Raw genomic sequence first — 22,576 nt, 5'->3', positions numbered from 1 at the left:
ATGGAACATAGATTTAAAGGAAAAAGAAAATTTTTAGTTATCATCCCGCTGGTGATGCTATTTGGTCTAAGTGCTGCGGTTATGTGGCTCTGGAATGCCATTTTACCAAACGTTATCCATGTAACAGCTATTACCTACTGGCAAGCTATGGGTATTCTCGTTTTGAGTAAAATTTTATTCGGCGGATTCATGGGCTGCGGAAAACACAAGCACGCCATACACAAAAAACAAGTCTTTGAACGCATGCGAGACATGACCCCGGAGGAACGAGAAAAATTTAAAAACGCTTGGAAAGAACGATTAAAAAACAGCCCTTGGTGTAGTAAAGATTAATAATGAGACATGCCCAACTTAAAGAAAACATGTTCTAAATGTTATTTTTTTATTAAAACTAAAGAAACTTTTTTTGTTTTTAAAGTTTCCATTCGTAGCTTTGCCCCTTCATATGAAACAACAAATCATTAATAAAGCAACAGATTTATTCCTAACACTCGGTTTTAAAAGTGTTACCATGGATGATATTGCCAATGAATTGGCCATATCCAAAAAAACTATTTATGTTCACTTTCAAAACAAAACCAAACTTGTTGAAGCAGTCACTTTTGAGCTCTTTGAACATATTTGCGAAGGTATTGACGGTATTTGCAATACTTCTATAAATCCTATAGAGCAGCTTTATGACATTAAAATGTTTGTAATGCACCATTTAAAAAATGAAAAGTCTTCACCGCAATACCAGCTTAAAAAATACTACCCACAGATATACGATATTTTAAAGTTCAAGCAATTTGAAAAAATGCACGATTCGGTAAAAGAGAGTTTACAAAATGGCATTGATATGGGTTTGTTTAGGCCTAACATTGATGTAGACTTTATATCCCGAATGTATTTTAACGGTATGACAGGCATTAAAGACAACACCATTTTTCCACAAGATAAATTTAGTATGGACTATTTAATGGAAAGCTATTTAGAATACCACTTAAGAGCTATTGTGACTGATAAAGGCATTCAAATATTAAACAAACACATAAACACAAATCAATCATAAAACATGAAGCACAAACTAATTTTAACCTTTAGTTTACTCCTAGCAATCAAGGGGTTTTCACAGGAAATCCCACAAAGCTTCACATTACAGGAAGCTATAGATTACGCTTTAGAAAATAACCGAACTGCTAAAAACGCCTTACGCGATATTGAAGCCGCCAAACAACAAAAATGGGAGACAACCGCCACCGGTTTACCACAAATTAGTGCAACGGTAGATTATCAAAACTTTTTAAAACAACAAGTATCTTTAATTCCTGCAGAATTTTTTGGAGGGAATCCTGGCGAATTTTCTGAAGTGACCTTTGGAACAAAACAAAGCATTACAGCTACAGCCACCTTAACACAAAAAATCTTTGACGGCTCCTATTTAGTGGGTTTACAATCTGCCAAAGTGTTTTTGGAAATCTCAGAAAACGCTAAAGAAAAAACAGATTTGGAAGTTAGAAAGGCTGTTATTAATGCCTATGGAAATGTCCTGCTAGCAGAGGAAAGTGTTGGTATTTTACAAAAGAATGTGGAAACGCTAGAAAAAAACCTGTTTGAACTTAATAAAATATATGAAAACGGATTGGAGGAGCAAGAAAGTGTAGAGCAGCTACAAATTACGCTTTCTGGTGTACAAAGTAATCTTAAAAATGTAACAAGACTAAAGGACTTGGCATACCAAATGCTAAACATTACCCTTGGTTTAAACATTAATAGCTCTACTGTATTAACAGATCGTTTGGAAGATTTAACAGCCCAAAACATATCCTTAGAACTACTGGAAGCCGATGAAACCGTTGAGAACACTATAGATTATAGGATTGCCGAAAACGATAAGACATCAAAAGAACTACTTTTAAAACTAGAAAAAAGCAAGGCCCTTCCAACATTAAACACCTTTATAAACGGTGGTTATTCTGCGTTTAGTAACGACTTTACTTTTTTTGATAAAGACCAAAAATGGTTTGGTTCGTCTTTATTAGGTGTGAGTTTAAACATTCCTATTTTTAGTTCTTTAGGGAGAAGTGCCGCTACGCAACGTGCCCGTATTAATTTAGAAAAAGCTAAAGACGACTTGGTTGAAACCGAACAAAAAATTCAATTGCAAATCGCTTCTGCAAAAAGCGATTATCAATTTGCTGTTGAGGACTATGATAACAAGAAAAGAAACTTAAATCTTGCTGAACGTATTGAAGCTAAAAACCAAACCAAATTCTTCGAAGGTATTGGTTCCAGTTTCGATTTGCGCCAGGCACAAATACAACTATACACAGCACAACAAGAATTTTTACAGGCCATGCTAGATGTAATTAATAACAAAGCAGTATTGGAAACTGTATTAAACACAGTCAATTAAAATAATCAACAATCAAAACAAAACACTATAACATGAAAAATATATATGCTTTACTAATTGTCGCATTTGTTTTAGCATCTTGCGGTGGGGAGAAAAAAGAAAAATCCCTAGAAGCCATTTTAGAGTCTAACGACTTAACAAAATTAAAAGAAAAACGCGAAGAAATTGATGCCAAACAACAGGCCTTTGCAGAGCAATTAGCTTTGCTTAATGCTAAGATTTCAGAACTTGATACCGTTAAAAAGCTGCCATTGATTACAACCTTTAAGGTGCAATCTAAAGCTTTTGATCACTATTTGGAATTACAAGGCAATGTTCAAACCAAGCAAAACTTGGTGTTATATCCTGAAATAGGGGGCATTTTAACACGTGTTTATGTAAAAGAAGGTCAAAATGTAAAAAAAGGGCAGCTTTTAGCAACTATAGACGATGGTGGCTTAAGTCAACAAGTAGCACAGCTACAAATTCAAGCCGATTTGGCTAAAACAACCTATGAGCGCCAACAACGCTTATGGGAACAAAACATAGGCAGTGAAATTCAATATTTACAGGCCAAGTCCAGTTACGAAGCACAACAAAGAGCTGTAAATCAATTAAAAAGCCAACTTGAAAAAACCATGATACGTGCTCCATTCTCGGGTGTTGTAGACGATGTTATTACAGACCAAGGTAGTGTAGTGTCACCAGGGCAATCCTCATTAATTCGTATTGTTAATTTAGATAATATGTACATTGAAACAGATGTTCCTGAAAGCTACATTACCAATATTACTGCCAATAAGCATGTAAAAATAGAATTTCCTGTTTTAGGAACTACCCTAGACTCGAAAGTAAGACAAGCTGGTAACTTTATAAATCCTGCTAATAGAACCTTTAAAATAGAAGTAGCTGTACCAAATAAAGATAAAAACATTAAACCCAACCTAACAGCACGTTTAAAAATAAACGATTATTCCAACGAAAACGCCATATTAATACCTCAAAGTATTATTTCTGAAAATGCTGAGGGCGAACAATACATCTACATTGTAGAAAACAAAGATTCCAATAATGAGGGTGTTGCCAAACGAATTATTATTGAAACCGGAAAATCGCAAGGCGATGTTATTGAAGTTGTAAATGGTATTGAAAATGAAGTTGAAATTATTCAAGAAGGAGCCCGTAGCGTAAAAAATGGACAAACTGTTAAAGTTATTAATCAATAAGATTAAAAAATTATGACTAAGCAACAAAAACAAGTTGATAAAGAATTTAAACTATCATCGTGGGCTATTGGAAACAAGACCACAATATATGTCATGATGGTCATGATTCTTTTTTTAGGTATTTCTGCTTACTTTAAAATGCCTAGAGAAAGCTTTCCTGAAATTAAGGAAACCAAAATATATATTAGTTCTTTATTTCCCGGAAACACTGCCGAGGATATTGAAAAACTGATAACAGACCCCTTAGAAGACAAACTTAAAACCGTAAGTAATGTAGTAGAGATTACCTCATCTTCCCAAGAAGATTACTCTATGGTGATTGTAGAATTTGATGAAGATATTACCGTAGAACAAGCTAAACAAAAGGTAAAAGATGAAATAGACTCAGAAACTTCCGGTGAGGATTGGCCAACATTCAATGGTGCTAAAGTAGAACCTAATGTATTTGAGTTAAGCATGTCTGAGGAAATGCCCATTCTTAATATTAATATTTCTGGAGACTATCCAGTAGATAAATTAAAAGAATTTGGGGAGTACCTGCAGGATGAAATTGAAGACCTTATAGAAATTAAAAAAGTAGATATTCGTGGGGCTCAAGAAAAAGAAGTAGAGGTTGCCGTAGATATTTATAAAATGATGGCCTCTCAAGTAAGTTTTAATGATGTTATTAATGCTATAAACGGTGGTAATGTTACTATGTCTGCCGGCAATTTTATTGCCAGTGGACAACGCCGTACCATGCGAATTCTTGGGGAAATTGACGACCCAAGTAACCTTAACAACTTTGTGGTTAAGTCTGAACACAATAACCCTATTTATTTAAAGGATATTGCTACCGTAACATTCAGGGAAAAAGACAAAACTACTTATGCTAGGGAATTTGGAGAACCCGTTGTTATGCTAGACGTTAAAAAGCGTGCTGGAAAAAACATGGTTGAGGCGGCCGAAAAAATACAAGCCATAGTAAAAGATGCCCAAGAAAATGTATTCCCTGCCAATCTAAAACTATCGATAACGAATGATCAATCTTCTAAAACTATTGGACAGGTAGACGATTTAGTAAACAACATTATTTTTGGTATCATCCTCGTAGTAACCGTTTTAATGTTCTTTTTAGGATTTAAGAACGCACTCTTTGTTGGGTTTGCCATTCCTATGTCTATGTTCATGTCCTTAATGTTATTGAATATGCTGGGTTATACCATGAACACCATGATATTGTTTGGACTTATCATGGGGCTTGGTATGCTGGTAGATAATGGTATTGTGGTTGTTGAGAACGTATACCGTTTAATGGACGAAGAAGGCATGAGCCGTAAAGAAGCTGCCAAAAAAGGGATTGGGGAAATTGCATTTCCCATTATCATCTCTACAGCTACAACAGTTGCTGCCTTCATCCCTTTAGGGTTATGGCCTGGCTTAATGGGACAATTCATGATTTATTTCCCAATAACGCTTTCCGTGGTCTTAGGATCTTCATTATTTGTTGCTATTTTCTTCAATTCAGTGCTAGTATCAAAATTCATGACCACAGAAGATAAAGAAATGCCATTAAAGCGTATTATTTACATTACATCAATCATATCCTTCATTGGGCTCATCATTGTTATTATTGGTGGTGAATACCGCGCTTTGGGGTCCCTTATGATAACAACAGCCATCATGCTTTGGATATACCGATTGATACTTCGTAAAATGGCCAATCGTTTTCAAAACAGAACCCTTGCAAAACTTGAAAGGCTTTATGAAAACTCATTAAAAACTGCTTTAAAGGGTAAGCGCCCCTATTTTGTTAGTATTGGAACTTTTGCATTATTAATTATAGCCTTTATGGCCTTTGGTGCTTCTTTAGCTTCACAGCGAACCAAAGTTGAATTCTTTCCAGACAACAAACCCAATCAAATTATTGTCTATATTGAATACCCCGAAGGTACAGACATAGAAAAAACAAATGCCATTACTAAGCAAATAGAAAAAAAGGTGTATGCTGTACTTAATGAGGACATGTACACTGATGGCGATTACAACTATATGGTAGAAAGTGCCGTTTCGCAAGTTGGCGAAGGTGCTGGAAATCCACAAACTGACGGAGGCTCTGCAGCAGAAATGCCCCATAAAGGTAAAATTACAGCTTCTATGCGCGAGTACAAATACAGGCGTGGAGAAGATAGTGAGCTTATGCGTCAAAAAGTACAAGAAGCACTGGTAGGCATTTACCCTGGTGTTTTAATTTCTGTTGAAAAAGATCAAAACGGACCACCAGCTGGGGCTCCAATTAACATTGAATTGGAAGGTGATGATTATTCTGAACTTATTACTACAGCTGAAAATATGAGGGACTTTATTAACTCTAGAAGCATTGCTGGTATTGATGAACTAAAAATAGATGTTAACAAAGATAAACCTGCCATGCAAGTAGTAGTAGATAGAGAAAAAGCAGGAGAGTTGGGTGTTAGCTCATCACAAGTGGGGCAACAACTACGTAATTCTATTTTTGGAGCCAAAGCGGGCATATACAAAGAAGATGGTGAAGATTATGATATTTATGTGCGCTTTAACGAGGCCAACCGCTACAATACAAGTGCCATTTTTAATCAACGAATTACGTTTAGGGATATGGCTTCAGGGCAAATAAAGGAAATCCCTGTGTCGTCTGTAGCCAAACAGTCCAATACATCAGGTTTTAGTTCTATTAAGCATCGTGATGTAAAACGTGTTGTTACCGTATACTCTGCACTAGCACCAGGCTATACTGATGCTGGCGCCGTTGTTAGGCAAGTTCAAAATGCTATGAAGGAGTTTCATGACATTCCTAAAAACATTAAAATAGATTATACAGGACAAATAGAAGAGCAAAATAAGCAAATGGCCTTTTTAATGGGAGCATTCTTTACTGGCTTAGGGCTCATTTTCCTGATTTTGATTTTCCAGTTTAATTCCCTTTCAAAACCTGCCATTATTATGGGAGCTATATTTTTAAGCTTAATTGGGGTGTTTAGTGGTATCGTTATTACAGGAAGCGCCTTTGTAATTATGATGACCATGATGGGTATTATATCGCTGGCAGGAATTGTGGTTAATAATGGTGTGGTGCTGCTCGATTATGCCCAATTACTTATAGATAGAAAGAAATATGAAAAAGGATTGGACGAAGAAGCGTTTCTGGATAAAAACGACTTGTTTAATTGTATTGTACAGGCTGGTAAAGCACGTTTACGCCCTGTACTTTTAACGGCCATTACTACCATACTGGGGTTAATTCCTTTAGCTATTGGGTTAAACCTAAACTTCTACACTTTGTTTAGCGAATTTAATCCACATATTTATTTTGGTGGCGACAACGTTATTTTCTGGGGACCTTTAGCTTGGACCGTAATTTACGGCCTGTTCGTTGCCACATTCTTAACCCTAATTGTAGTGCCTGTATTGTTCTTTTTGGCCATGCAACTTAAAATGTGGTTAAACAAAAAGCTACAGTCTGAAGAAGCTCCAAAACAAATTGCTACAGAGACACCCCAAATAGAATACTAGTGAAAACTTAACAGGTATTAATTGATAATTTAAAAAGAAAAAGCCCTAACACGTGTTAGGGCTTTTTCTTTTTAATCTATTTTTTTAATACAGACTTATTTCCACTCGAAATCTCCTTGCTCTATAGACCAATCATTACCAAAAAATCCAGCACATTTAACAGCAGGAGATCCATTGGTTAGCACCTCATCGTCAAACAATAAAACATCTGGAAATGTGGTTCCATTTACAAGGTAATGATTCATATATGCAGCTTTCATTCCTTTTAAGCCTGTAGCAGTAACCACTCCAACACTTGCGATATCACTATCTGTTCTAGGAACAATATAATACATCCCCCATTGATCTCCCGATAATATGTTACCATTAAAGTCAACTTCGTTATTCTTCACTTGAATAGAAGAATGATTCAACAACTTATCCCAAGCAACATTATTAGTTTTATTTCCGTACAAAACAACATTACGATCGGCATACTTAGACAAAGAAAAATTAACATCTTTAACTATTTCTACAGAGCCATTTGCACGATACCAAAGTGTTTCGGCATCAAATCTTGCTCTATTAAAATACCAATTATTTTCTATTTCAGTTCCTTTAGTTGCATAAACAAAAACTACATTGTTTCTAAAAGCATCCTTAAAACCACCATTTCTGTGAGGGCCTTTTTCTTTTAAGTTTGGAGCTGAAGCTATCTCCCACTTCAACTTCTCTTTCTTAAAAAACATATCTTTACTTTCTTGTATAGCAAAAGAAAAACCATCAATTATAATCTCATTATCCACTTCATCGAAAACGCTAAAATCTATCTCAATGAAAGCAACATTGTCGGTTTGCAACACATACTTGTCTTCTTCTTTTGAGTATTTGAATGAACTCACCTCAAAGGGTACTTCTTGCTGATGAATTGTTATAAAATGAGATTTAGAAGACACCCCAGGTGACCCTGTATAAAACTCTAAATTATCAATATCTCTATCTTTAGGAATTGTACGCTGCTTAAAAAGATCAAATATTGGAGGCCAATCCACACTATGGTCTCCATACCAATGTGTTCCTTCTGGATATTCATAATATGTAAAATCTGGGTGGAACTCCCCTAAACGCTTTCTCATATCCCTAGCTATATAAGTAGGCACAACATCATCCTTTTCCCCATGCAAGATGTAGACACCTTGATGCAGATAGTTTCTTATTAAACCTAAAGTTCTACTTGGCGTTCCAGCTCTTTCAATAATGGTTTCCAAACGGTTTAATTGCGGAGTTCCCTGTATGCGACTTAAAGCTTTTGATGTTATACCATATACCTTTAATTCCTCTTCCGGCATGTCTAAAAGCCTGTTTAAAAACACATCTCTATATAATAACAAATCAGGATAACCGGCACATGGTGCAATAGCCGCAAATTGGTCTGGATAGGTCGCTCCTAAATACCATGTGCCATGCCCTCCCATAGAATGGCCAGTTAAATAAATTCTTTGTGGATTTGGCTTATATATACTTTTAGCGTTTTCTAAAACTTCCAAAGCATCTAAACGTCCTAAATCTTCCCAAGCATAACCAAATGGCCGTCTATTAGTTGGAGCAATTAAATCTCCCCAGTCCTTTTGTTTATAGGCGTTAGCTTGGTTAACAGCTTCTACTGAGGCTCCATGAACAGATAAAAACATAGCGCCATTAGATAACGTATCATTACTCGATGGCGCAACACTGTAATATTGAATACTTCCGTCTATATTACTAGTAAACGTTCGCTTGTGATGTGAATGCTTAGACTTTACTTCAAAAGGAATCATTTTAACATTCAGGATACGTTTATCATTACTTTTTAAATTCAGTTTCAACTCATATGTTCCTAAACTGGTATCATTTGAAACATGAGCTATAGAAAATGGTATTTTCCTAATGCTCATTGGTGGTATATTAGGTATAGTGGTATAAAGGACTTGCTCATTGAGTATAGCTTCAATAGTGTGTTTTTTTATCCAATTGTTGGTTGCATTAATTACTCGTATTGCACCTTGAAAATCCTTAGTTTCCTCCACCAATATATCAGGAATTGTCAAATCCCTAGTTGTAAACTGAACTTTAACTTTAGGCTCAATTAATCTAGCCCGTATCCTTGGAAAACGTCCTACCTTTAAAACAAAAATATTCAGTCCTTTTTTTAATTCTAAAGGAATAAGGTTCCATCCATAATCATAATGGTCTCCTTCATGAGGCTTCCCATTTACTAAGACTAAAGAATGCCCAGAGGCTTCAAATAATACTACTTTCTCTAAACTGGATTCATATTTTAAACAAATATAACTAGAGCGTAATTCATTGTCATTAAAACTATTTGTTGTATCAACTGTCATGGTCTTCCATACTACTGGGTTTCCTAAAAAATCAATATCAAACACCTCATTTTCTTTAGGTTCATAATCGGTATCCATTAAAAACCGACCAAAAACAGGATCTTTAGGAAAAGAGGATGAGTTGAATCCATGAATAGGTACTTTTAAAGCTAATGCTTCTTTGAAGATGTGAACCAACTTGCCTTCTTCAATTGTTTCAACTTTTTCTTTTCCAAAATATTCAACAATATTACCCGTCTTTTGTTGAGCATAGGTCTGCGCTGAAATTAAAAACAAGAAAAACAAAAAAGACATCATTCTAACCATAAATATTTATATTTTAACCATTAATTACATTAAAACTAATTTTATATTTATCTATAAAAATATCTTTTCGACTAACAACAGTCCAAACCACCCAAATAACGTCATATAAATTTCATACTTTAACCAAAAGTTCTTTTTTTAGTTCATTTAAAAAAACATCCTAAAAAATTAATACTCAATTGTATTTATTTAAATTTGCAACTCTAAAAATTCATTATGTACAGAAGTCATAATTGTGGTGAACTAAATGCATCACATATTAATAAGGAAGTTACACTTGCTGGTTGGGTTCAAAAATCAAGAGACAAAGGTTTTATTGTTTGGGTAGATTTACGTGATCGTTATGGGATTACGCAACTTGTTTTTGATGAAGAACGCAGTTCAAAAAAGGTGATGGCACAAGCCCAAGACCTTGGTCGTGAATTTGTTATTCAAGTAAAAGGGACTGTTATAGAGCGTGCGTCTAAAAATCCCAACATCCCAACAGGCGCTATTGAAATATTAGTTTCCGAACTAACCATTTTAAACGAAGCCATCTTACCGCCATTCACTATTGAAGATAAAACAGATGGTGGTGAAGAGCTGCGTATGAAGTACCGTTATCTGGACATCCGTCGTAACCCTGTAAAAAACAGTTTGATTTTTAGACATAAAGTAACCCAAGAGGTTCGAAACTACCTATCTAAAGAAGGCTTTATTGAAGTTGAAACCCCATACTTAATCAAATCAACACCAGAAGGAGCACGCGATTTTGTGGTGCCTTCTCGCATGAATGCTGGGCAATTTTATGCCCTGCCACAATCACCACAAACCTTTAAACAATTACTTATGGTAGGTGGTATGGATAAATACTTCCAAATTGTGAAGTGTTTTAGGGATGAGGACTTACGTGCCGACAGGCAACCCGAGTTTACACAAATAGATTGTGAAATGGCGTTTATAGAACAAGAAGACATTTTAAATGCCTTTGAAGGTTTAACACGTCACTTGCTTAAAGAAATTAATGGGGTAGAAATAGATAAATTCCCGCGCATGCTTTACGATGATGCCATGCGCCTATACGGTAACGACAAACCCGATATTCGCTTTGGAATGGTATTTGGCGAGCTTAATGCTGTAACCCAACATAAGGATTTTGGTGTTTTTAATAATGCCGAATTAGTAGTTGGCATTGCCGTTCCTGGTGGAAACATCTATACCAGAAAAGAAATAGACAACCTGATTGATTGGGTAAAACGCCCTCAAATAGGTGCTTTAGGAATGGTATATTGCCGTTGTAATGATGACGGCACCTATAAATCCTCCGTTGATAAATTTTATGACCAAGCCGATTTAGCAAAATGGGCTGAAGTTACAGGAGCCAAAGCTGGCGATTTAATTTGTGTGCTTTCCGGTAACAAACATAAGGTACGCACCCAACTAAGTGCATTGCGTATGGAATTGGCAGAACGCATGGGCTTAAGAAAACCCAATGAGTTTGCTCCACTTTGGGTTATGGACTTCCCACTCTTGGAATGGGATGAAGAAACAGAACGTTACCATGCTATGCACCACCCCTTCACATCACCAAAGCCTGGGCAAATAGACTTATTGAAAACCAATCCTGGTGCCGTAAAAGCCAATGCTTATGACTTGGTGTTGAATGGTAATGAGATTGGTGGTGGGTCTATTAGAATTCATGACAAACAAACCCAATCGTTAATGTTTGATTATCTAGGCTTTACACCCGAAGAGGCCAAAGCTCAGTTTGGTTTTTTAATGGATGCCTTCCAGTATGGAGCACCACCACATGGTGGCCTGGCTTTTGGTCTAGACCGATTGGTAGCTATTTTAGGAGGACAAGAAACCATTCGCGATTTTATTGCATTCCCCAAAAACAATGCGGGCCGTGATGTTATGATAGATGCCCCAGCACCTATAGACGATGTACAATTAACAGAATTAAGTTTAAAACTTAATATAAAACAGTAATATTTAATCCTGCTTTCATGCAGGATTTTTTAGTAGATTTAAATATGCCAAAACAAACCATACTTAAACAAATTCTAATTTGGAGGGCCAAACATATTTCCCATAGACAATTTGTTTATATTTTAAGTATTGTTATTGGTTTTACATCGGGTGTAGGCGCCGTAGTTATAAAAAACCTAACCCACTTTATACAGCATATACTGGAAGGGAATTTAATAAACTATTACCACCACGCATTTTATTTTCTATTCCCTATTTTAGGGTTTACCATAGTATATATTATTATTAAATATGTAATAAGAAATAAAGTAAGCCATGGCATCCCATCTACCCTCTTTGCCATTTCAAAACGAAAAGGTATTATGAAACAATACCAAATGTTTGGTTCTATTTTAACCGCTCCTATTACGGTTGGCTTTGGTGGTTCGGTAGGACTAGAGGGACCTACTGTTGCAACGGGTGCTGCTTTAGGCTCTAACATTTCTAGAATGTTTCACATGAATCAAACCTCTAGAAACCTATTAATTGGTTGTGCTGCCGCAGGTGCTATGAGCTCTATTTTTAAGGCGCCCATAGCAGCATTGATTTTTGCTATAGAAGTATTTAGCTTAGATTTAACCATAGCCTCAATGCTACCCCTTTTGTTAGCATCACTTTCTGCCATTTTAACCTCTTACTTTTTCTTTGGGGATGATATTTTACTACCCTTTAGAATAGAAGATAAATTTTATATAGCCGATGCCCCTTTCTATATGGTTTTAGGTGTTTTTGCAGCCTTTACCTCTATCTATTTTACAGAGGTGTACGACCGGGTTCAAAAATTATTTGACAAGTTGGGGTCTCCCATAAAACGATTGGTTGTTGGTGGTATTGGTATTGGTTTGCTCGTATTTTTAATACCCCCGCTTTATGGTGAAGGGTTTGATGTTATAAACAACTTAATTACTGGTAATCCTGAAAAGGCTCTTGAAAACAATTTGTTCCAAATGGATTTAAACAATGTATGGATTGTTATTTTTCTTTTAGCGGGATTGGTGTTTTTTAAAATTATTGCAAGTGCCCTAACCTTTGGTGCCGGAGGTGTTGGGGGCATCTTTGCTCCTGTACTTTTTATGGGAAGTATTATGGGAAACTGCATTGCTAAAATTATCAATAATTGCGGTCTTTTTAACACCCCTATTTCCGAAAGTAATTTTACCCTAGTAGGTATGGCTGGTTTACTGGCTGGTGTTTTACATGCACCATTAACAGCTATTTTCTTAATTGCTGAACTAACAGGCGGTTATGAACTTTTTATTCCTTTAATGCTTACTGCAACTATTGCCTTTAGTATTACAAAACACTTTAAGCCACACTCGGTTTATAATATGGAATTGGGCAGAAAAGGCGAGTTAATTACGCATGATAAAGACCATGCTATATTGACGTTAATGGATATAGACAAAGTGATTGAAACCAATTTTATTGCTATAAGCCCAGAAATGAACCTGGAAGAAATGATTCATAAAGCCGTGGTAAAGTCTAATAGAAACATTTTTCCAGTTGTAAAAAAAGACACTAAAAAATTACAAGGTATTATTCTTTTGGACGACTTAAGGCCTATTATGTTCGACCAAACCCTATACAAGGAAGTCGTGGCAACCGATGTAATGCAAAAACCCCCTGCGGTTATAAACCTAGACCTTGATAAAATGACCGATATTATGCAGAAATTTCAAGATAGCAGCGCCTGGAATTTACCTGTAACCAAAAATGGTGTTTATTTTGGGTTTATATCTAAATCTAAATTACTGACTGCCTACAGGCGCCAATTAATAACCTTGCAGGTCAACTCGTAACCAAAATCACCAAAACAATGAAATATATTATTTTCATTTTATTCTTAATAGCTTTGGCTAGCATTATTACAGGCTTTATAATCAAAACCACATATTCGCAAAAGTTTATCGGATTTGGTGTTTTGGGGCTTTTCTTTTTGGTATTTCCTCTATTTGCTTATTATCGATGGAAGGATAAAGACATTAAAGATTACATGCTCACCAAAGAAAATTTAGAAAAGATGCGCAAAAACCAAGAAGATAAAAAAATTTAATTACACATAATTTTTTATTATTTCCTGATGTTTTGTGTCAGTGTTAAGCAGTCTTCTTAATCGTCAACACTATAACAAATACATTTATTGTAGTAGATTCTAAAAAAAATACTAGTATTTTTTACAAAATATTGTACTATTTTTTTAAAAAAATAGTACAATATTTATAAAAGACATAAGCACAGGCAATAAAAGTTATGCAGTAAAGCAATAAAACACTAAAGCAACCATTCTAACACGAAAAGCTTAAGAAATTATCTTAGTTCAAATTACGCTTTTCAATAAAAAAACGTTTAAGTAATGTAGACGCTTCATCTTCTAAAACACCCCCTTTTATTATGGTTTTTGGATGCAACTTGGTCTTTAAATTAATGCAGCCACGTTCTTTATCCCTAGCACCATAAACAATATTGGAAATCTGGCTCCAATACAAAGCACCTGCACACATCTGGCAAGGTTCTAAAGTGACATACAACGTACATTTTTGAAGATATTTTCCACCCAAAAAATTGGAGGCCGCCGTAATAGCTTGCATTTCGGCATGAGCCGTAACATCATTTAAGGTTTCTGTTAAATTATGCCCTCGGGCAATAATTCTGTTATCAATTACCACCACAGCACCAACAGGAATTTCACCTTTCCCAAAGGCAATTTCGGCCTCTAGTAGTGCCTTTTTCATAAAATAGGTATCATCAAAAGGTTGAATCATAATTGGATCGTGTTGTTAGGAATTCAAAAGTACAATTTCATGCTGAATCTACAATGGCCTGTCATCGTGGGGGAGTCCCGATAACTATCGGGACAACCGTGGCGATCTATGGTTAATTGGGAAACTCTTATTTAGAGAGATTGCTTCACCATTTGGGACCTGCCTTGCCGACAGCTGCCGTGTGTACACATCTCTAAAACGACACGAACCTGCCTAACGGCAGTCAGGTACACGAATGTGTCACCAATAAAGACGTAAGCATGGTGTAATAAAAGCTAGACATCACACTGATTTTAAGCCTTTCAGGCTTTGGTTTTTCTGCCTTTGGCGGAAAATGATTCGTGTTATAACTAGTCTCTGCTACTTTACGCAACCGTGAGCACCTATCTATTCGTGATAATATGTGGCATTCGTGGCTAATTTTCATAAAGCTTGATATTTTTTAGTTTTAACATATTTGTGTACACACAGTAGTTGCCGACAGGCAGGTTCGCAATGACAGTAAAACATTAAATTCTGAACTCTGAATTCTGAATTCATCATTGGAAACATTACATTTGTACCCGCATGCAAAATCTTTTAAATACTATTCATTCTCCAAAGGATCTTCGTCTTTTAAACCCAAAAGATTTAACGCAACTCGCCCAAGAGTTAAGAGCGTTTATCATTAATATTGTGGCAACTAAAGAGGGCCATTTAGGCGCTAGTTTAGGGGTTGTGGAATTGACCATTGCTTTGCATTATGTGTTTAACACTCCCGAAGATAAACTTATTTGGGACGTTGGGCATCAGGCTTACGGACATAAAATATTAACAGGAAGGCGTGATGCGTTTCATACCAACAGACAATTTGGAGGTATTAGTGGTTTTCCAAAACGTAGCGAAAGCATCTATGATACGTTTGGTGTAGGGCATGCTTCTACATCCATATCGGCAAGCTTGGGCATGGCCATAGCCTCGCAATTAAAAGGAGAAGACATACATCATATTGCTATTATTGGCGATGCTTCTATTGCTGGGGGGATGGCCTTTGAAGGCTTGAACCACGCGGGTGTATCCAATGCCAATTTACTTGTTATTTTAAATGATAACACCATTGGCATAGACCCCAGTGTTGGAGCTTTAAAAATGTATTTAACCAATGTTAAAAAAGGCACCCAAAAACAAGACAACATCTTTGAGGCTTTAAACTTTGATTATTCAGGTCCTATAGACGGCCATGATTTGAATGCTATTATTTCTGAATTAAAACGCTTAAAAACCATTAAAGGTCCCAAATTTTTGCATGTTATTACAACAAAGGGTAAAGGATTGAAGCAAGCCGAAGAGAACCAAGTGAAGTACCATGCCCCTGGGAAATTTGATGCTAAAACGGGCGACTTAATTGCTAAACCCCCATTAAGCCAACCACCAAAATACCAAGATGTTTTTGGACACACTATTGTTGAGTTGGCAAAACAAAATAAAAATATTGTAGGCATTACACCAGCCATGCCTACAGGGAGTTCTTTAAAATATATGATGGCCGAAATGCCCGATCGGGCTTTTGATGTGGGTATTGCCGAGCAACATGCAGTAACCTTAGCCGCTGGTATGGCTACACAAGGGCTTATCCCATTTTGCAACATCTACTCTACTTTTTTGCAACGTGCTTACGACCAAATTATACATGATGTTGCCCTGCAAAAACTTCCAGTTGTCTTTTGTTTAGACCGGGCTGGTTTGGTTGGCGCCGATGGTGCAACACATCATGGTGTTTTTGATTTGTCATATTTAAGGTGTATCCCCAACCTTATTATTTTCGCCCCCAGTAATGAGGAAGCCTTACGCAATATTATGTACACAGCGCAACTGGGTTTACAACAACCTATTGCCATAAGATATCCAAGGGGTCGAGGTATTACCATAGATTGGAAACAACCTTTTTCTAAAATTGATATAGGGACAGGACAACAACTTAAAAAAGGGACTGATATGGCAATATTAAGCATTGGAACCATTGCCAAAAATGTTAGTGAAGCTATTGAAAATTGCAAAAACCCTAAAGCGATTTCCCATTATGACATGCGCTTTGTAAAACCATTGGATACAAAGTTATTGCATCATATCCTTAAAACCTACCAAACAATTATTACTGTTGAAGATAATGCATGTACAGGAGGTTTTGGAAGTGCTGTTTTAGAATTTGCTGTAAACAACCATTACAAAAACAACATCCGTGTTTTAGGCATCCCCGATTATTTTATTGAACACGGTAGTGTAGACGAATTACAGGCATCCATTGGCTTGGATGTTGAAAGCTTAACCGAGTACATGAATACCGTAATCTCTTAGGTAGTATTTAGCACTTCACCTGCTATTTAATAATAATTTTATGGGTGGATAACTTGCTTTCAGATTTAAACTTAACGATGTATATACCACTTGATGCCCTAAGGGAAATATCTTGTACAGCATTTCTATTAAAATCTAACTCAGATGTGTAGACTTCCTTACCACTTAAATTAAAAACACGTAATGTACCTTGCCTAACGTCGTTTTGAGATGTTATTTTAAAGTGCCCATTAGAAACGGTTGGGTAAACTGTTATTAAGCTATTAAACGTGTTTTCATCAACCGTTAATGAGCTGCCATCGGCTGTAAATTTCCCTGTAAACAACCCTCTCCCATAGGTAGAAGCCAACACTGTGTAATCTGATGTTCTTAAATCAAAACTAGTAACAGGCACGTCTTTCATCCCATTATTGGATTGGTACCAATTGGGATTGGCTTCGTTAAAGTTTGGTGTCGCCCAAACCCCTAGGTCGGTACCTATAATCACTTCATTGGTGTTTAGCGGATTCATCATAATAGCTCTAACAGGTAAATCTGGCAAGTCACCTTCTTTGCTCACCCAGGTAGTACCCCCATTTGCCGTATAAAAAATACTCGTTACACCGTAATTGTAAAAAGTTACAAAAATCTCGTTGGCCGTTTGCCCCAGTGAAATACAAGATATACTTCCATAAAAATCATCCCCGGTTATTTCAGTCCAAATTTGTGTTGGACGGTGAGTTAATTCAATTTTAAGAAGTTTCCCCGTATCGGTTCCAACATACATGGTATTGGTTTCTATGGTAGACACCCTAAATGCCGTTGGATAAGCATCCAATAAAGGGTCGCTAATAGTAGTGGCAGTAGCAGACCCAGCAAATAACTTATACCTATTTATTTGGTAAGTGGCACCTGCTGTGCCATCAGCAAATAAAAAGTCGCTACTACTATCCAAATCGGTAGGATTGATAAACTGTCCGCCCACAGCACCATCTTCAATGGTGTAGCCACTGGTTTCTCCTGTAGCATAATCCCTGTAATAATAATTACCGTTTTGTGAGGATGTTACAATATATTCATTGTCTTTGTCTACAAACACAAAAGCACCATCACCTCCCGTAACCGTTAAAGACCCGTTAAGTCCCGCAGAGGCATTATTGATAAATTGGGATCCGTTATCCTGTGCACCTGCCAACAGTTTTTCACTAGCAACTTCTTGACCTATAGAGGCATGGTAAAATTGTACGGTATTATAATTTTTGTTTCTTGAAACAATGGATGGGGTTCCTGTTAAGGATGTTGCGTAATACACCCCACCGTCATTGGTATTAATCGCTTTGCTGGCATCTGTTGGATGGAAAGCCAAAGCATGATGGTCTGGGTGCACATTACTTAATCCCGTACTGGTGTAATATTCTGAAATTTGTGACCACGTACTCCCCCCATTTAAAGATCTGAACAAATCAATACCTCCTACATATACATTATCATCATTCGTAGGGTCTAACTCAATAAGTAAGTTATAGAATGCCTGTCCATTCGTGAAATCCGTAGAAGGAATTTCTGTCTCCGCGTCCACGGGCAAGGGCAAATTGGTTTCCGTGGCAAACCCATCCTCAGTTTTAATAATGGCCACGCCATTGGTACCCGATGTTAATTCGGCCAGTACGAATAGTTTATCCGCATCAACCGACGATAACGCAATTTGGGTACGATCGCCGTTGGCTACTGTTTTCTTTAAGGTATAGGAAGTACCGTTTGATGAAGAAAGCACCGCACCACCACCTTCACCGTAGGGATTGGTTGCCGTAGAAACCCATACCGCATTATCTATGGCAATATCGATATCGTTTGGCATATAATCAGTGCTACCAGATGTAAGTGGCAAACTCAATTTAGACCAGCTGGAGCCGTTGGTAGTGGACCGGTATAATCCGAATTCTTCTATACCAAATATAGAAACGGGATTGGCATCTCTATAGATCGTAGAAGCCGCCGCTACATACACTTCACTATTTCCTCCCCCAATGTCTCTTACTGCAATATCATTAATATGGTGTATCCCCGGAGTTACATAATTTGCCGTAACGGGCGAAGCAACAGATGCTATGGTAACATTTACACCACTGCCTAGTTGTGCTATAATGGCTTGGCCTTCATCTCTAGAAATCATGACGGACGGAATAGTTACGGTAGCATCTTCTCCTCCTGGAATAATGGGAGGGCCTGCAATGTTATTTACAATTAATACGGCAATGGCTCCAGCATTTTGGGCATTTTTAACCTTAACGGTAAAGTTGCAAGTGCCGCGTTCTACAACAGCAATATTACCACTTATAGCGCCCCCATTGGTTAAGGCATTACACCCCATATTTGGAGCGGCAGTACCATCATCTACTAAAACCAGATTTCCTGACACTGAAGTTAAAACAGGACCAAAGGCCGCTTCGGCTACTTGGTAAGTACCTGCAAGACCTGCTGGAGAATTTACGGTAAGTTGGGCCGCCGTTTCAAAGGTGGTTTCACCAGTAACTCCTCCAAATACTTTTGCCCACGAGGCACCACCATCTGTAGATTTCCACACACCATTCCCATTTACCTGTCCCTGTACATAAGATTCTCCCGTTCCTAAATAAAACGTCATGGTATTGTTAGGGTCATAGGTGATACATGATATGGCTAAGTTTTGAGGTATATTAACTTCTGTCCAAGAAGCGTTAACAGAAGTGATGTCGTCATTTACCCAAAGTCCTCCACTAACCCCTCCAGCAAATACACGTTTGTTTGTAGCATCATTCGGGTCGAACATAATAGCTCGGGTTCTTCCGCCAACATCATCGGGTCCACGCTCTACCCAATTGTTAGTATTTTCTCCAGGTAGTTTTGAAAATAATGCCTTGTCTCTCAATTGTTTTTGGAGGCTAAACAGTTTTTCAGGTTCTGGCTTTCCCGTTGCTGGATTCATAGTAAGCTCCCACAACCTTTCAAAATATTTATTAGGTGGCAGCCGTTTAGCCTTACGCTCTTTTTTTGAAAGCTTAAGGGTTTCTTTAAAAGGACTATTTCTTAAAAATGTTTCATGCTGTTTTCTAAGTACTGCCATAGAGTTGTTAGAGGCACCTTCTTGTCTGTTTATTTGCAGACCAATAAAAACCAATACAAGCCCCCCTATCAAGGAAAATATTATTTTTTTCATCTGTTTATATTCATTGTTTTTTATTCGTCCTTCCAATAGCTATCGGGAGGAACACCTAGATAAATCATGTTCGTGTTTGTAAATGCAATTCTTATGGATGTTTCATAAGTTTTTTTTAGGATCTACATTTCAAAGTAGCTGAGTATCTAAGTTTACTTACTATATATAGTGTGCTCACTTTTAACTCTGAACACTCGCCGCCTTTCTGTTCTCTTCTCTTCCTGTCACGTCTTTAGCGTGATTTTCTCTTTTCACTAAAGAAAGTAACTAATATACAGATTTATAGGGAAACATCTATCTTTAAAAGTCTATCCCCTTAATTTTTTTATAATCTAATATCGCCTTGCTATCTGATAACAACGACACATAATAACAAACACTTGACAAACGCTCATATAAGCTAGCACTATCCATGTTGATAGTATCGGGCAGTGCTTTTAAAATGAGCTTATCGTAATTGGACGCCGTATTGTTAAACACATTGTTAACTGCCTTAGTATAGGTAGCCAATAGGGTATTGATAACACCATACCCAGCAATCTCTTTGTCAATAACTTCGGTAGATTGGTATATGTTTTCAATACTTATTTTAATAATATCTTTTATTTGTGCATCATATTTGCTTTTATCTAAAAGCGCACAATCGAAGGAGCCTTCCAAAATGGCATCTTCATGTTTCATGAAAATGGTTGCAGCTTCGTCAATTAAAGTTCCAATGGCCAAGGCCCTTAGATAACTTACACGGTCTTCTTTACTTGAAAGTGCATAATAATTTTCGGTCTTTATCCGATCGCGCACCAAATTAATCAAATATTCCAAAGCAAATTCTTCTTGAATTAAGCCTAAGTTGATACCATCTTCAAAATCGATGATAGTATAACAAATATCGTCTGCTGCTTCAACCAAATAAGCTAGTGGATGTCTTGAAAAATGAAGTGACGCTTCACTTCGCTTTATCAATCCTAATTCATTGGCAATGTCTAAAAAGGCTCCTTTTTCACTTTGAAAAAAACCATATTTCTTATCGGCAATATGCTTGGTCGGTTTTTTTGGAAGTGACTCTTTGGGATATTTAGTAAAGGCACCCAACGTTGCATAGCTTAAGCGTAAGCCTCCTATCCTACCAGCCCTACTTTCAGTTAGGATTTTAAACCCATTGGCATTCCCTTCAAAATCGCATAGATCTTGATATTCCTTTGCTGTTAATTGACTTTGGTATTTATGACCATCACCTGTTTTAAAAAATTCACCGATGGCCTTCTCACCGGAGTGTCCAAATGGTGGATTTCCAATATCATGTGCCAAAGCTGCAGCTGCTACAATAGCTCCAAAATCGTTGGCTTGGTACCCATGTACATTTTGCAAATGTGGATGCTTTTCCAATAACTTTCGGCCTACCAAACGCCCCAGTGAACGTCCTACAACACTAACCTCCAAACTATGGGTTAACCGCGTATGTACAAAATCGGTTTGTGAAAGTGGAATGACTTGGGTCTTGTCCTGGAGGCTTCTAAATTCTGAAGAAAAAATAACCCTGTCGTAATCTACTTCAAAACCCAAACGAGTTTCGTCTTGCTCTTTTCGTATGCGCTTATTGGTGTCGCCAAATCGTTTTAAGGATAATAATTGTTCCCAGTTCATAGCAAATAATTATGTGCTGGCAAGATAATTAAATTAACAATGAAAAGTGAAAAACTAAAAGTGAAAAGTTAAAACAGACAATCGTTTGTCATTCAGAGCACCATGTCATTCAGAGCGCAGCGATGAATCTCTGTAATGGAAGAGATTCTTCGGCTCCTTACACCAGACAGGCACCTTCGCTAAAAATGTCCACAGGACATTTTCTAAACGCTTGGCCCCCCTCTGAATGACATTATGCAATGCAAAGGTTTACAAAGCACACCCCGAGTGCAGGAGTTACTCGTTTTTCACTTTTTATTCTTAACATTACGGTAACATTTTAATCAAAAACGCTTAATGTTTACATAACACATACTTCGTGCTAATTGATTTTATTTGCCTCAAGTGAATTACATATAATGTTATGAAGCCATTAGCAATACTTTTTTTCTTATTCTCTACAGCATTTTCGTTTGCTCAGGACACTGGCTTAATTGTTGGTAAAATTATGGACAACGAAGTTGACAATGCACCATTGGTACTTGCTAATGTTGCTATTAAAGGCACCGACTTAAGTGCTGATACAGATTTTACAGGCATATTTACTTTTGAAAATCTAGCAGATGGCGATTACATCTTGGTTTGTAGCTTTGTAGGTTATGAGCCTCAAGAAATAACCGTGCATGTTGATGCCAAGAAGCCCGCAGAAGTGAAATTATCGCTCAAAGCAAGTACTGTATCGTTAGACGATTTTGCATTGGCGATGGCAAGTGCCAATGCTGACGTTAATTGATTGCTAAATATTATTTTCTAAATAACATTTAGGTAACATTGAGCTAACACTTTAATTACCGTTCTTTAATCTACAGGTAACACTT

General features: G+C 36.9%; 14 protein-coding genes. 10 read left to right on the top strand and 4 right to left on the bottom strand.

What is annotated here, in order from left to right:
• From AC5SR4_RS07860 to AC5SR4_RS07840, 5 genes are all read left to right on the top strand, one after another.
• The gene (locus tag AC5SR4_RS07860; protein ID WP_495358988.1) at positions 1 to 333 is read left to right on the top strand and encodes a hypothetical protein; all 333 of its coding nucleotides are present in this window, start codon (positions 1 to 3) and stop codon (positions 331 to 333) included.
• A 112-nt stretch (positions 334 to 445) separates the two neighbouring features.
• On the top strand, positions 446 to 1,051 hold the full coding sequence (locus tag AC5SR4_RS07855) for a TetR/AcrR family transcriptional regulator (RefSeq protein ID WP_495358987.1): 606 nt from the start codon (positions 446 to 448) through the stop codon (positions 1,049 to 1,051).
• A gap of 3 nt (positions 1,052 to 1,054) precedes the next feature.
• Positions 1,055 to 2,395 carry a TolC family protein gene (locus AC5SR4_RS07850; RefSeq protein WP_495358986.1) on the top strand — a complete coding sequence of 447 codons (1,341 nt, stop codon included), beginning with the start codon at positions 1,055 to 1,057 and terminating at the stop codon, positions 2,393 to 2,395.
• 32 nt (positions 2,396 to 2,427) lie between these two features.
• Positions 2,428 to 3,600: an efflux RND transporter periplasmic adaptor subunit gene (locus AC5SR4_RS07845; RefSeq protein ID WP_495358985.1), complete on the top strand. Its 1,173-nt coding sequence runs from the start codon at positions 2,428 to 2,430 to the stop codon at positions 3,598 to 3,600.
• 12 nt (positions 3,601 to 3,612) lie between these two features.
• Positions 3,613 to 7,131, top strand: coding sequence for an efflux RND transporter permease subunit (locus AC5SR4_RS07840; protein ID WP_495358984.1), 3,519 nt, complete (start codon positions 3,613 to 3,615; stop codon positions 7,129 to 7,131).
• Positions 7,132 to 7,226: 95 nt separating this feature from the next.
• On the opposite strand, the gene AC5SR4_RS07835 is transcribed toward AC5SR4_RS07840, so the two are convergent.
• Entirely contained in the window at positions 7,227 to 9,797 is a 2,571-nt protein-coding gene (locus tag AC5SR4_RS07835) for a carboxylesterase family protein (protein WP_495358983.1), read from the bottom strand.
• Positions 9,798 to 10,013: 216 nt separating this feature from the next.
• Between AC5SR4_RS07835 and aspS the strand changes: the two genes are divergently transcribed.
• From aspS to AC5SR4_RS07820, 3 genes are read left to right on the top strand one after another with little or no spacing between them, the layout of a single operon-like run.
• Positions 10,014 to 11,768 (top strand): aspartate--tRNA ligase, encoded by a 1,755-nt coding sequence (gene aspS, locus AC5SR4_RS07830; protein WP_495358982.1) that lies wholly within the window; start codon positions 10,014 to 10,016, stop codon positions 11,766 to 11,768.
• Between the two features lie 17 nt (positions 11,769 to 11,785).
• Positions 11,786 to 13,606 carry a chloride channel protein gene (locus AC5SR4_RS07825; RefSeq protein ID WP_495358981.1) on the top strand — a complete coding sequence of 607 codons (1,821 nt, stop codon included), beginning with the start codon at positions 11,786 to 11,788 and terminating at the stop codon, positions 13,604 to 13,606.
• A gap of 17 nt (positions 13,607 to 13,623) precedes the next feature.
• The gene (locus AC5SR4_RS07820) at positions 13,624 to 13,860 is read left to right on the top strand and encodes a hypothetical protein (protein WP_495358980.1); all 237 of its coding nucleotides are present in this window, start codon (positions 13,624 to 13,626) and stop codon (positions 13,858 to 13,860) included.
• 259 nt (positions 13,861 to 14,119) lie between these two features.
• Here the strand turns inward: AC5SR4_RS07820 and AC5SR4_RS07815 are convergent, their stop codons facing one another.
• Positions 14,120 to 14,569: a nucleoside deaminase gene (locus AC5SR4_RS07815; RefSeq protein WP_495358979.1), complete on the bottom strand. Its 450-nt coding sequence runs from the start codon at positions 14,567 to 14,569 to the stop codon at positions 14,120 to 14,122.
• A gap of 567 nt (positions 14,570 to 15,136) precedes the next feature.
• On the opposite strand from AC5SR4_RS07815, the gene dxs reads away from it, so the two are divergent.
• The gene (gene dxs / locus AC5SR4_RS07810; protein WP_495358978.1) at positions 15,137 to 16,903 is read left to right on the top strand and encodes a 1-deoxy-D-xylulose-5-phosphate synthase; all 1,767 of its coding nucleotides are present in this window, start codon (positions 15,137 to 15,139) and stop codon (positions 16,901 to 16,903) included.
• Between the two features lie 22 nt (positions 16,904 to 16,925).
• On the opposite strand, the gene AC5SR4_RS07805 is transcribed toward dxs, so the two are convergent.
• Together AC5SR4_RS07805 and dgt are read right to left on the bottom strand one after the other, a co-directional pair.
• Complete coding sequence (locus tag AC5SR4_RS07805) at positions 16,926 to 20,078, bottom strand: PA domain-containing protein (protein ID WP_495358977.1); 3,153 nt, start codon at positions 20,076 to 20,078, stop codon at positions 16,926 to 16,928.
• A gap of 300 nt (positions 20,079 to 20,378) precedes the next feature.
• Positions 20,379 to 21,719: a dGTP triphosphohydrolase gene (gene dgt / locus AC5SR4_RS07800; protein ID WP_495358976.1), complete on the bottom strand. Its 1,341-nt coding sequence runs from the start codon at positions 21,717 to 21,719 to the stop codon at positions 20,379 to 20,381.
• Between the two features lie 403 nt (positions 21,720 to 22,122).
• Between dgt and AC5SR4_RS07795 the strand changes: the two genes are divergently transcribed.
• Positions 22,123 to 22,491 (top strand): carboxypeptidase-like regulatory domain-containing protein, encoded by a 369-nt coding sequence (locus tag AC5SR4_RS07795; protein ID WP_495358975.1) that lies wholly within the window; start codon positions 22,123 to 22,125, stop codon positions 22,489 to 22,491.
• The last annotated feature ends 85 nt before the right edge of the window (positions 22,492 to 22,576 follow it).

The sequence above is a fragment of the Aestuariibaculum scopimerae genome (assembly GCF_059428085.1).
This window is presented reverse-complemented; position numbering and strand designations above follow the sequence as displayed.

Coding starts and splice junctions, on each gene's coding strand:
- AC5SR4_RS07805 (WP_495358977.1), bottom strand. CDS start 20,078: ATGAAAAAAATAATATTTTCCTTGATAGGGGGGCTTGTATTGGTTTTT.
- AC5SR4_RS07855 (WP_495358987.1), top strand. CDS start 446: ATGAAACAACAAATCATTAATAAAGCAACAGATTTATTCCTAACACTC.
- AC5SR4_RS07860 (WP_495358988.1), top strand. CDS start 1: ATGGAACATAGATTTAAAGGAAAAAGAAAATTTTTAGTTATCATCCCG.
- AC5SR4_RS07795 (WP_495358975.1), top strand. CDS start 22,123: ATGAAGCCATTAGCAATACTTTTTTTCTTATTCTCTACAGCATTTTCG.
- AC5SR4_RS07845 (WP_495358985.1), top strand. CDS start 2,428: ATGAAAAATATATATGCTTTACTAATTGTCGCATTTGTTTTAGCATCT.
- aspS (WP_495358982.1), top strand. CDS start 10,014: ATGTACAGAAGTCATAATTGTGGTGAACTAAATGCATCACATATTAAT.
- AC5SR4_RS07850 (WP_495358986.1), top strand. CDS start 1,055: ATGAAGCACAAACTAATTTTAACCTTTAGTTTACTCCTAGCAATCAAG.
- dgt (WP_495358976.1), bottom strand. CDS start 21,719: ATGAACTGGGAACAATTATTATCCTTAAAACGATTTGGCGACACCAAT.
- AC5SR4_RS07840 (WP_495358984.1), top strand. CDS start 3,613: ATGACTAAGCAACAAAAACAAGTTGATAAAGAATTTAAACTATCATCG.
- AC5SR4_RS07825 (WP_495358981.1), top strand. CDS start 11,786: ATGCAGGATTTTTTAGTAGATTTAAATATGCCAAAACAAACCATACTT.
- AC5SR4_RS07835 (WP_495358983.1), bottom strand. CDS start 9,797: ATGGTTAGAATGATGTCTTTTTTGTTTTTCTTGTTTTTAATTTCAGCG.
- AC5SR4_RS07815 (WP_495358979.1), bottom strand. CDS start 14,569: ATGATTCAACCTTTTGATGATACCTATTTTATGAAAAAGGCACTACTA.
- AC5SR4_RS07820 (WP_495358980.1), top strand. CDS start 13,624: ATGAAATATATTATTTTCATTTTATTCTTAATAGCTTTGGCTAGCATT.
- dxs (WP_495358978.1), top strand. CDS start 15,137: ATGCAAAATCTTTTAAATACTATTCATTCTCCAAAGGATCTTCGTCTT.